Source organism: Streptomyces sp. NPDC006687 (assembly GCF_040636215.1).
Lineage (GTDB): Bacteria > Actinomycetota > Actinomycetes > Streptomycetales > Streptomycetaceae > Streptomyces.
On the sequence record NZ_JBEYJJ010000020.1, the window covers coordinates 1 to 10,980 of the forward strand.

Genomic DNA, 10,980 nt, shown 5'->3' on the forward strand with positions numbered 1-10,980 from the left:
GTACTGCAGGGGGGACCCTGTGGGAGAGTAGGACGCCGCCGAACAATCATTGTGGGAAAGCCCCGCACCTTCTGGTGCGGGGCTTTTCTGCGTTTTCAGCCGTTTACCTCGCACCGCCCTGCCGGGAAGCCCGGGCGGGCGATCGTAGGGTGGACTGATGGTCTACCAGCTGGTCATCTTCGACAACGACGGCGTCCTCGTGGACAGTGAGCCGCTCTCCAACACCATCCTCGCCGCGTACCTGACGGAGGTCGGGCACCCCACCACGTACGAGGATTCCCTTCGCGACTTCATGGGCGGGGCCGTGCACCGGATCCACGATCTCGTCCAGGAGCGCACCGGTCAGCGGCTGCCGGACGACTTCGACCGGATCCTGCACGAGCGGATCTTCGAGGCGTTCGCGCGCGAACTCCAGCCCGTGCCCGGGGTGACCGAGGTGCTCGGGGAGCTCTCCGCGTACGGAGTCCCGTACTGCGTCGCCTCCTCCAGCAGCCATGAGCGGATCCGTGTCGGGCACCGCAGCGCCGGGCTCGACGAGTGGTTCGAAGAGGAATGGATCTTCAGCGCGGACGACGTCGCCCGGGGCAAGCCGGCGCCCGACCTGTTCCTGCACGCCGCCGACATGATGGGCGTCGACCCCGCCCAGTGCGTGGTGATCGAGGACAGCCCCCTCGGCGTCGAGGCCGCCCGGGCCGCCGGCATGGACGTGTTCGGGTTCACCTCCATGGTCCCCGCGTCCCGGCTCACCGGGGCCACCGCCTGCTTCGGGGAGATGAAGGAGCTGTCCGCCCTGCTCGGATTGGGTACGTGATCTCTCTACCCACCGGTAGGAGGGGGGCCTACGCTGTGCGGCCATGACAGATGACGTGCGGCTGCGGCGGGGACGCGGTGCCCTGGGCTTCAGTTTCTTCGCGCAAGGGGTCGCCTTCGCCCTGCTCGTGACCCGCATTCCGGCCATCCAGGACCAGTACGGCATATCCGACGGGCTGCTGCCCGCCTTCCTCGCCGCCGTGCCCGTCCTCGCCGGGGTGTCCAGCGTCGCCACCGAGCACCTGGTGAAGCGGGTCGCGCCCAGCGCCGTGCTGCGGTGGGCGCAGCCCGTGGTGCTGCTGGCGCTGCTCGGGGTCGGGGCGGGCAGCCGGATGTGGCATGTGGCCGTGGCGCTCGGGGTGTTCGGGCTGGCGGTGGGGGCGCTGGACGCCTCGATGAACATGCTCGGGGTCAGCCTCCAGCGGGCGTACGGGCGCTCCATCATGCTGGGCTTCCATGCCGCGTACAGCCTGGGCGGGATCCTCGGGGCCTCGGCCGCCTGGGCGGGGGCGCACTGGCACCTGGCGCTCTTCACCGGATACCTGCCGGCCGTGGTGGTCGTGCTGCCGCTGGCGCTGGCGGGCAGCCGGTACTACGTGGACACGAAGTCCGGCGGGGCGGGGGAGGCCGGCGAGGGGTGGCCCGCGCGGGGCGGGCGGCTGCTGCTGCCGCTGTGCCTGGTGATGGCGTGTGCGTACATCGGGGACTCGACGGTGGCGAACTGGAGTGCCAAGTACCTCCAGGACGTGCTGGGGAGTTCGGAGCAGCTGGCGACCGTCCCCTACAACGTGTACATGGTGACCACGCTCGTGGGGCGGGCCGTGGGGGACCTCGGGGTGCGGCGGTTCGGGGCGGTGGCCGTGGTGCGCTGCGGGGCGGTGGTGGCCGCGGGCGGGTTCGCGGTGGTGGCGGTGGCTCCGGGTGCCTGGGTGGGGATGCTGGGGTTCACCCTGCTGGGGACCGGGCTGTGCGTGATCGTGCCGCAGACGTTCGCGGCGGCGGGTCGGCTGTTCCCGTACGCCTCGGACACGGCGGTGGCGCGGCTGAACATCTTCAACTACGTCGGCTTCCTGGTCGGTTCGCCGCTGGTGGGCGGGATCGGGGACGCCTGGAACTACCGGGGCGCCATGGTGGTGCCGATGGCGCTGGTCCTCGTCACGCTGCTCTACGCCCGCTCGTTCGGCACGGCGGACAGGGCCCGATACGGTGTGCCGCATGAGCGGCGAGCCGGTGACCGGGCTGTTGATGTGGGACGAGGCGGTAACGAGGTATGACTTCGGACCGAGCCATCCGATGGACCCGGTGCGCCTGGCGCTGACCATGGGCCTGGTGCGTGCCTTCGGGCTGGACCGGGAGATGGAGGTACGGGCGGGCCGGGCGGCGGGGGATTCGACGCTGCGGCTGGTGCACCGGGAGGACTACGTCGCGGCGGTCCGCGCGGTGTCGGCGGATCCCCGGCTGGCGGACGGCTCGTACGGGCTGGGGACGATGGACGATCCGGCGTTCGCCGGGATGCACGAGGCGTCCGCGCTGATCGCCGGGCAGTCGGTGGCGGGAGCGGAGGCCCTGTGGCGCGGGGAGGCCCGGCACGCGGTGAACTTCGCCGGCGGGCTGCATCACGCGATGCCGGGCGGGGCGGCGGGCTTCTGCGTGTACAACGACGCGGCGCTGGCGATCGCCCGGCTGCTGGAGCTGGGGGCGGAGCGGGTCGCGTACGTGGATGTGGACGTGCACCACGGGGACGGGGTGCAGGCGGCGTTCTGGGACGACCCCCGGGTGCTGACGGTGTCGCTGCACGAGCACCCGCGGACGCTGTTCCCGCAGACGGGGTGGCCGCAGGAGACGGGCGGTCCGGACGCCGAGGGCAGCGCGGTGAACGTGGCGCTGCCGGCGGGGACGGGGGACGAGGGGTGGCTGCGGGCGTTCCACGCGACGGTGCCGGAACTGCTGGCGGACTTCCGGCCGCAGGTGCTGGTGACCCAGCACGGGGCGGACACGCACTTCGAGGACCCGCTGGCGCACCTGGCGGTGTCCCTGGACGCGCAGCGGGCGGTGCAGGCGGCGTGTCACACCCTCGCCCACACGTACGCGGACGGGCGGTGGCTGGCGCTGGGCGGCGGCGGGTACGCGGTGGTGGACGTCGTCCCGCGGTCGTGGACGCACCTGGTGGGCATCGCGGCGCACCGGCCGGTGGATCCGCGGGAGATGGTCCCGCAGTCCTGGCGGGACCAGGTGTACGCGCGGACGCGGCAGCGGGGGCCGGCCCGGATGACGGACGGGCGTGAGGTGGCGTGGCGGGAGTGGGACGCGGGGTACGACCCGGCGGACCGTACGGATCAGGCCGTTCTCGCGACGCGTCGGGCGGTGTTCCCGTTGCGGGGGATGCTGGTGTGACGTCTGAGCAGGGCTCGGCCGGTTAGCCCAACGGTGGGGTGCTGGAGCTGAATTGAGGGCGCGACAGATTCCGTGCGGCAGCATCGGAGGGTGTTGAGCGAGGGCGCGTTGCGCGCGCATCTGCTGGCCGCCCGGTTGGCCGGGCCCGTCGCGACCACGCGGGAGCAGAGCCTGCGCAGCTACCGGCTGTTCGCGGCGCGCGATCCGCGGGTGTTGCTGGGGCTGGATCCCGTGGGCCGGTGGGACGAGGGTGCGCTGCTGGGGCTGATGGCGGACCGGTGCGGGGTCTCGGCGGATCCGGCGCAGGTCAGCGGGCCGGACGTGATCGATCCGGGGCGGACGGTGGCGGGGCTGCGGGTGTTCGCGGAGCGGCTGCGGGAGGCGGCGGGGGCGGGGGCGCCGGTGCTGTTCGGGACGGGGCACCCGCATCGGCTGCTGGGTTTCTACGCCACTTTGGCGGGGGCGATGTCGGCGGCGGGCTGTGTTGTCCTCACTCCGGCGCAGGGGGTCCATGTCGACATGGCGACCCGGTTCGGCGTACGCGGGCACACGATCGATTACGTACGGGGAGTCGCACTGGTGCGGGAACCCGGCGCGCGGGAAGCGGGGAGTGCCACCGGCGCACACTCGCATTCGCCGCTCCCGGTTCGGGTCGCGCTGGGGGCGCTGGCTGAGTCGGGCGGGCCGCTCCCGGAATTGGTCGTCGGGGACCACGGGTGGGTCTGCGGTGCAGGTCAGCTGGGTGTGGAGGCGATCGGTCTGGCTGATACGGACGATCCCGCGCTGTTCGTGGGGGAGGCCGAGGGGCGGGTGGCGGCGGTGGTTCCGGTTGACGACGCGGTGCGTTCGGCCGCCTATGGGCCGCTCACGCGTTTCGTGTTGCAGCACGCCGGGCTGCCGGTGCGTCAGGAGTGGCCGTAGCTCCTCTTCCCCAGCCGTATCACGCGCCCCTACTCTGGGGAGTGAGCGTGCGACGACGAGGAGTAACCGGAGGGGAAGCCGGTGCCCGTCATGCGCAGGAGGTCAAGGTGGGTGTCATGGCTGCTGGCGATCGACCTCTCAGTGAGGTTCAGTTCCTGACCGTGGCGGAGGTCGCCTCGGTGATGCGAGTGTCGAAGATGACCGTGTACCGCCTGGTGCACAACGGTCATCTGCCCGCGATCCGGGTGGGCCGGTCCTTCCGGGTCCCCGAAAACGCGGTCCACGAGTACCTCCGGGAGTCTTTCGTGGGGGTGGAGTCGGCCTGAGAGTGAGGCTCGGGCAACACTGCGGAAGCCTCGGATTACAAGCTCAGAGCTCGGGCGGGTAGGCTAGGCCGACGTAGGTCGTGTGGGCCCAGACGCCCCGCACCGATCCCCGCTGGCGCGGGGATGTTCCGAGAAGTGAGCGAGGGTAGTCGTGGGCTCTGTTATCAAGAAGCGGCGCAAGCGGATGGCGAAGAAGAAGCACCGCAAGCTGCTCAAGCGCACCCGCGTCCAGCGCCGTAACAAGAAGTAAACGGCAGCTGTACGTGTTTTCCGCAGCCCCTCCACCATCCTGGTGGGGGGGCTGCGGTGCAGCCGGGGTACTTCTTCGAGGGAGGCGCTGAGCTCGTGGGGAAGGTCGTGCTCGTCACCGGGGCTGCCCGGCAGCTGGGGGGCCGCTTCGTGCGGCGCATCCAGCGCGACCCGGAGGTGGAGCGGGTCATCGCGGTCGATGCCGTGACCCCGCCGCACCGGCTCGGCTCGGCCGAGTTCGTGCATGCGGACATCAGACAGTCGGCGATCGCCCGGGTGCTCGCCGAGCACGCCGTGGACACGGTGGTCCATCTGGCGGTCACCGGAGGCGCGCCGGGCACGCCGGGCGGCCGCAGCGCCGTCAAGGAGACCAACGTCATCGGGACGATGCAGCTCCTGGGCGCCTGCCAGAAGTCGCCGACCGTACGCCGGCTCGTGGTGAAGTCGAGCACCAGCGTGTACGGGGGCACAGCGCGGGACCCGGCCGTCTTCACCGAGACCACGCAGCCCAAGTCGCTGCCCGCGGCCGGGTTCGCCAAGGAGGCGGCGGAGGTCGAGGGGTACGTACGGGGCTTCGCGCGCCGGCGGCCGGATGTGGCGGTGTGCGTGCTGCGCTTCGCGAACATCCTGGGGCCGTTCGCGGACTCGGCGTTGGCGGAGTACTTCTCGATGCCGGTGATGCCGACGGTCCTCGGCTACGACCCCAGGCTCCAGTTCGTCCACGAGGACGACGTGGTGGACGTGCTGCGGCTGGCGGCCGGGGAGCCGCGGCGGGGGACGCTGAACAGCGGGACCTTCAACATCGCCGGGGACGGGGTCCTGCTGCTGTCGCAGTGCGCGCGGCGGCTGGGGCGGCCGGCGGTGCCCCTGCTGCTGCCGGCGGTGACCTGGGTGGGCCAGGCACTGCGGGCGGTCGGGGCGACGGACTTCTCGCCGGAGCAGATCCGGCTGCTGACGCACGGGCGGGTCGTGGAGACCACCCAGATGCGTGAGGTGCTCGGGTTCCGGGCGCGGTACACGACCGTGGAGACCTTCGCGGACTTCGCGCGGAGCCGGGCGAACGGGCTGCTGCCGCCGGAGCGGGTGGGGCGGGCCGTGGACCGGCTGGCGGGGCTGCTGGACGTGGACGTGGACGGGTACGTGGACGAGAGGGTGGAGCGGTAGTGGCGGACGCCAAGGTCATTCCGTTCGGCGAGGACCGGCCGCGCCGGCGCGGCGGCTCCGCGCGCGCGGCGCGGGCCGTGGACGCGGTGGCGGCTCCCGCGCAGCCGCCGGCCGCCCAGGAGAGCGGGCCGGTCGAGCTGGTGGAGCCCGGGCGGGCGCCGGCGGGCCGTACGGGCGGCGGGGGTGACTGGGACCGGCGGATCGCGGGCGGGCTGGCGTTCCTGCGGCGGCGGCTGACGGGCGAGTACGAGGTCGACGAGTTCGGCTACGACAAGGAGCTGACGGACCAGGTCCTGATGTCCCTGATGCGGCCTTTGTTCGACAAGTACTTCCGGGTCGAGGTCAAGGGTGTGGAGAACATCCCGAAGGAGGGCGGGGCGCTGATCGTGGCGAACCACTCCGGGACACTGCCGCTGGACGGGCTGATGCTCCAGGTCGCGGTGCACGACCACCATCCGGCGGAGCGTCACCTGCGGCTGCTGGCGGCTGACCTGGTGTTCATGCTGCCGGGGGTCAACGAGCTGGCGCGCAAGGCCGGGCACACGCTGGCGTGCGCGGAGGACGCGCAGCGGCTGCTGGAGGCGGGGGAGCTCGTCGGGGTGATGCCGGAGGGCTTCAAGGGGATAGGGAAGCCGTTCGGTGAGCGGTACAAGCTCCAGCGGTTCGGGCGGGGCGGGTTCGTCTCGACGGCGCTGCGGGCGGGGACGCCGATCGTGCCGTGTTCGATCGTGGGGGCGGAGGAGATCTACCCCATGATCGGCAACGCGAAGACGCTGGCGCGGCTGCTCGGGCTGCCGTACTTCCCGATCACGCCGACGTTCCCCTGGCTGGGGCCGCTGGGAGCGGTGCCGCTGCCGACGAAGTGGACGATCCAGTTCGGGGAGCCGATCCCGACGGACGGGTACGCGCCGGAGGCGGCCGAGGATCCGATGCTGATGTTCAACCTGACCGATGAGGTGCGGGAGCGGATCCAGCACACGCTGTACAAACTGCTGGTGCAGCGGCGGTCGGTGTTCTTCTGAGGGCAGGCTTCAGGGGTGGGACCACACCTGGTGGTGTGGTCCCACCCCCTTTAGCTTGCTGCTACTCGGCGTCTTCCGCCTTGAGGCCCAGGCCGGGGAGGAGGTCCGGGAGGAGGGGCGGGAGGGTGATGTCCGGGTGCGGGAGGTCCGGGGCCGCCGGGGTGCCCGGGGTGGGCTGGCCCTGTGCCGGGGGGTGGAGCAGATCGCCCGTGCCGCCCAGGAGGCCGCTTCCGGGAGCCGGGGTGTGGCTTCCGGAGGTGCTGGGCGGGGTGGGTGCGGCCGGCTGTGAGCTGGCGCCGGGGGCGGGTTGCTGGTGCTTGCCCGGGGCCGTGGTGGTGTCCGGCGTGGAGCGGCCGGAGCCCGGTCCGCCGCGGCTCTGCTCGGGGGGCTTCGGCAGGAGGCCCTGGAGCGGCTCGACGTCTTCGTCTATGGCCTGGAAGACCGAGGTCACCTGGTCGCCCACGTCGTGCAGCTGCGGCGGCAGGTCGGAGCGGAGCCGGCCCCACGCGTCGCGGTGGGAGCGGGAGAACGAGGACAGCGTCTGGATCGGGCCGAGCGAGCCGTCCCGTTCGTAGGCTGCCTGGAGGAGCCGGTGGCCCTCCGCCGCGTCGTGCTTCATCCCGGCCAGGGCGCGCCGGATCTCGCCCAGGACCTCGTGGTCCAGGGGGCCGGAGCGGCCGCGCTCCATCAGCCTGCGCGCCTCCGACAGGCGGTTCGACGCCTGGTCGAGGTAGAGCTCGCCCCGGTCCGCGTCCTCATCGGCCAGACCCAGCTTGAGGTCCTCCATGCCCAGCTTGACCGGGTAGAGGGAGTCACCTGGCAGGGCGTCGGTGCTGGCAGCGGCCACTCCGCTGAAGGCCCCGGCGGCCACACCCACGGTGAGGCCACCCGCTGCGATGCCCTTGGACCAGCGGGAGCGGGGCCGCAATTTCCGGAGCGAGGTCGCCCGGTGGGCGCCGCGGCCGGTCCGCTGCTCGGGCACCTGAGGGTCCGCGGCGGCACCGCCCCCGGCCCTCTCCTCCATCACCATGGCCTCCATGGCGGCGACGAGCTGGGCTCGTTGCACCACTTTGACCTCGGGGTCCAGCACCGGGCGCGGCATTCTTTCGCCGAGCACGCTCGCCAGGGCCAACAACCGGTCGTGGTCGGCAGATTCGGCAGGTGCCTCGGACTGCTCGGCCGCCGGTTCCGGTTCCGAAAGGTCGGAAGGGGTCCGATCCTCCAGGGCCTGGGCGAAGGCGTTCGCCCGCCGGTGCGGGGTCACGTTCGCGATCACTGGCGGCACCTCCTCTCGTCATGACGATCGACTCCCCCAGGTGTCCGGAAGGTTGCCTTCCTTGAGCACATCCACACTTTCGAGTGAGCGGCTTCGGGCAGGGCTTGTCCACAGGGAGCCTGCATTCCGCACAACGAGCGGCGCGGCACTTGGGTTACGGACGAAGGATGATCGGACCACAGCGTCATCGAGGGGTCACCGGGTGTGGGTTGTCGTGTGGTGGCGCGGGGCGGGTCCGCCCCGTCGGTCAGCGGGCGTCTTCGGGGAGCAGGCGGGCCAGGGTGCGGACCGCGCGGTACTGGAGCGTTTTGATCGCGCCCTCGTTCTTCCCCATGACCCGGGCCGTCTCGGCGACCGAGAGGCCCTGGAGGAAGCGCAGGGTGACGCACTCCTGCTGCTGCGGGTTGAGTTTGCGGACGGCTTCGAGCAGGGCCGCGTTGGAGAGGGATTCCAGCACGGAGTCCTCGGGGCTGCGCTCCACCTCGTTGGCGTCGAGCATCTCGCCGGTGGTGACCTCCAGGCGGAACCGGCTGGACTTGAAGTGGTCCGCCACCAGGTTCCGCGCGATGGTCACCAGCCAGGCGCCGAAGTCCCGGCCCTGCCAGGTGAAGGTGGAGATACGGCGCAGCGCGCGCAGGAAGGTCTCACTGGTGAGGTCCTCCGCGGTCGCCTTGCCGCCGACGCGGTAGTAGATGTAGCGGTACACCGTGTCGCTGTACTGGTCGTAGAGGCGGCCGAACGCTTCTGCCTCGCCCGCCTGGGCGCGTTCGACCAGGTCCATCATGCGGGCCTGGTCGCTGTCCGCGGTGGGGCGGCGGGCGGCGGGCGCGGTCGTGCCGCCGCCGGCGGCGGAGGCAGCGCTGGTGCGACCTCGTCTGCCCACCGTCGCTCCGCCGTCGGTCAGGGCGTAGCAGGGACCGGCCGGACCGAGTCCGGCGGGGACCGCGGCGGCGAGGGCGGGGACGGCGTACGCGGTGGGGACGAAGCCGCGCAGGTGGTCGAGGACCCTTGCGCGCAGCGTAGCCAGGCCCGAGGCGTCAACCCCGACAGGTGGGTACACGGGACTCCCAGAGGCAGAGCTTCCATCACGTGCAGTGCGGGACCGTTCACCCGTCGTGGCGACAGGCGGGCGGCGGCATGCGTTTGAGGAGAATAACGCTTCGTACAGGCAGTGCTACACCCAGTTGCTGAAATCACCGGTTCCGACGCTTCTGTTGCGTGTCCAGGGCATATTCAGAGCGGGTTGGTGATCGATTACTGATCACTTGGGTGCGCGGAATGGAAGCTTCCGGGGTGCCGGGCGACCGAGTCGGGCAGGCCGGAGTGCCGCGCCGACGGCGCGGGTAGAGGGGAGCGAATGGACACCGGGCCGCCCGCGGCGGGGCGGGGCCCGGCGTCGCTACTTGCGGCGGCGGTGCAGGGCGATCGCGGCGGCCGCGCCGCCCGCGAGCGCGCCGACGCCGGCGGCGGCCGGGACGCCGACCTTCACGGCCTTGCGGCCGGTCCGATAGTCGCGCAGCCGCCAGTCGTGTGCACGGGCATGCTTGCGCAGTTTTGTGTCGGGATTGATCGCGTACGGATGGCCGACCAGCGACAGCATCGGGATGTCGTTGTGCGAGTCGCTGTACGCGGCGCAGCGCGCGAGGTCCAGCTCCTCGGCGGCGGCCAGGGCGCGCACCGCCTCCGCCTTGGCGGGGCCGTGCAGCGGCTCGCCGACCAGGCGGCCGGTGTAGATCCCGTCCACGGACTCGGCGACGGTGCCCAGGGCGCCGGTCAGGCCGAGGCGGCGGGCGATGATCGTGGCGGTCTCGACGGGGGCGGCGGTGACCAGCCAGACCTTCTGGCCGGCGTCGAGGTGGGCCTGGGCCAGGGCGCGGGTGCCCGGCCAGATCCGCTCCGCCATGTACTCGTCGTAGATCTCCTCGCCGATCGCCATGAGTTCGGAGACCTTGTGGCCCTTGACGATGGACAGCGCGCTGTCGCGGGCGTCCTGCATGTGCTCGGGGTCCTCGACCCCGGCGAGCCGGAACCATGCCTGCTGCCAGGCGAAGCGGGCCAGTTCGCGGCGGCGGAAGAACTCGCGCTTGTAGAGGCCGCGGCCGAAGTGGAAGATCGCGGCGCCCTGCATGACGGTGTTGTCGAGGTCGAAGAAGGCGGCGGCGAGGTCGTCGCCGGGGACCGGGAAGGCAGGCTCGGCCGCCTCGGCGGCCGCGTCCGTCTCCGGCGCGGTGGCGGTGGTGTCTGTTCCGGTTCCGGTCGTGGTCCCGGGGGCCTCCGCCGGCGCCTCGTCGGCCTGCGAGGGGGAGTCGGACCACGCGGTCTTGCGGGCGGCCTCGGCCGAGGCTTCGCCTGCCAGCACGCTCCGCGCTGTCGCGGAGCGTCTACGGGGGGTGAGCCATCCCAGAGCGGCCATGACGCGAGCATAGCCACTGTGTTCGGGAGTTCCCGAACCGCCGGGAAACGGAGCGGTTAACTCTTCGGGCACGCCGCCCCGGCGCGGGACAATGGCGGCATGAGCCCTTTGCTGCGACGTAAGGAAAAGAAGCGTCCCGAGGAGCGGGTGGTGACGCTCATCGGGAAGCCGGGGTGCCATCTGTGCGACGACGCCCAGGAAGTGATCGAGAAGGTGTGCGCCGAGACGGGCGCGCGGTGGGAGAAGAAGGACATCTCGCAGGACGAGGAGCTCTACCGCCGGCACTGGGAACAGATTCCGGTCGTGCTGGTGGACGGTGAGCAGCACACCTTCTGGAGGGTGAACCCCGACCGCCTGCGGCGGGCATTGGGAGTCTGACCCTCCGGGCCGTTACCATCATGGGCG

Annotated in this window: 12 protein-coding genes; 9 read left to right on the forward strand and 3 right to left on the reverse strand. The window is 71.7% G+C overall.

What is annotated here, in order from left to right; translation table 11 throughout:
- Window positions 1-157 precede the first annotated feature (157 nt).
- From ABZ716_RS21930 to ABZ716_RS21965, 8 genes are all read left to right on the forward strand, one after another.
- Window positions 158-811, forward strand: coding sequence for an HAD family hydrolase (locus ABZ716_RS21930; RefSeq protein WP_358960988.1), 654 nt, complete (start codon window positions 158-160; stop codon window positions 809-811).
- Between the two features lie 43 nt (window positions 812-854).
- Window positions 855-2,084 carry an MFS transporter gene (locus ABZ716_RS21935; protein ID WP_358960990.1) on the forward strand — a complete coding sequence of 410 codons (1,230 nt, stop codon included), beginning with the start codon at window positions 855-857 and terminating at the stop codon, window positions 2,082-2,084.
- Complete coding sequence (locus ABZ716_RS21940; protein ID WP_358961069.1) at window positions 2,056-3,204, forward strand: acetoin utilization protein AcuC; 1,149 nt, start codon at window positions 2,056-2,058, stop codon at window positions 3,202-3,204. The genes ABZ716_RS21935 and ABZ716_RS21940 overlap by 29 nt, the downstream gene beginning before the upstream one ends.
- Before the next feature lie 90 nt (window positions 3,205-3,294).
- On the forward strand, window positions 3,295-4,125 hold the full coding sequence (locus tag ABZ716_RS21945) for a phosphatase (protein ID WP_358960992.1): 831 nt from the start codon (window positions 3,295-3,297) through the stop codon (window positions 4,123-4,125).
- A 116-nt stretch (window positions 4,126-4,241) separates the two neighbouring features.
- Window positions 4,242-4,451: a helix-turn-helix domain-containing protein gene (locus ABZ716_RS21950; protein ID WP_351882483.1), complete on the forward strand. Its 210-nt coding sequence runs from the start codon at window positions 4,242-4,244 to the stop codon at window positions 4,449-4,451.
- A 151-nt stretch (window positions 4,452-4,602) separates the two neighbouring features.
- Window positions 4,603-4,701, forward strand: coding sequence for an AURKAIP1/COX24 domain-containing protein (locus ABZ716_RS21955; RefSeq protein ID WP_003948845.1), 99 nt, complete (start codon window positions 4,603-4,605; stop codon window positions 4,699-4,701).
- 95 nt (window positions 4,702-4,796) lie between these two features.
- The gene (locus tag ABZ716_RS21960; protein ID WP_358811386.1) at window positions 4,797-5,864 is read left to right on the forward strand and encodes an NAD-dependent epimerase/dehydratase family protein; all 1,068 of its coding nucleotides are present in this window, start codon (window positions 4,797-4,799) and stop codon (window positions 5,862-5,864) included.
- On the forward strand, window positions 5,864-6,886 hold the full coding sequence (locus ABZ716_RS21965) for a lysophospholipid acyltransferase family protein (RefSeq protein ID WP_358811385.1): 1,023 nt from the start codon (window positions 5,864-5,866) through the stop codon (window positions 6,884-6,886). Before ABZ716_RS21960 ends, ABZ716_RS21965 begins: the two co-directional genes overlap by 1 nt.
- A 61-nt stretch (window positions 6,887-6,947) precedes the next feature.
- Here ABZ716_RS21965 and ABZ716_RS21970 read toward each other — a convergent pair whose 3' ends face one another.
- From ABZ716_RS21970 to ABZ716_RS21980, 3 genes are all read right to left on the reverse strand, one after another.
- Window positions 6,948-8,162, reverse strand: coding sequence for a DUF5667 domain-containing protein (locus ABZ716_RS21970; protein WP_358811384.1), 1,215 nt, complete (start codon window positions 8,160-8,162; stop codon window positions 6,948-6,950).
- Window positions 8,163-8,409: 247 nt separating this feature from the next.
- Window positions 8,410-9,222 carry an ECF subfamily RNA polymerase sigma factor, BldN family gene (locus tag ABZ716_RS21975; RefSeq protein ID WP_358811383.1) on the reverse strand — a complete coding sequence of 271 codons (813 nt, stop codon included), beginning with the start codon at window positions 9,220-9,222 and terminating at the stop codon, window positions 8,410-8,412.
- A gap of 339 nt (window positions 9,223-9,561) precedes the next feature.
- Window positions 9,562-10,575 carry an HAD-IB family hydrolase gene (locus ABZ716_RS21980; RefSeq protein ID WP_358811382.1) on the reverse strand — a complete coding sequence of 338 codons (1,014 nt, stop codon included), beginning with the start codon at window positions 10,573-10,575 and terminating at the stop codon, window positions 9,562-9,564.
- Window positions 10,576-10,674: 99 nt separating this feature from the next.
- Between ABZ716_RS21980 and ABZ716_RS21985 the strand changes: the two genes are divergently transcribed.
- Complete coding sequence (locus ABZ716_RS21985; RefSeq protein WP_351882495.1) at window positions 10,675-10,953, forward strand: glutaredoxin family protein; 279 nt, start codon at window positions 10,675-10,677, stop codon at window positions 10,951-10,953.
- Window positions 10,954-10,980: the final 27 nt, after the last annotated feature.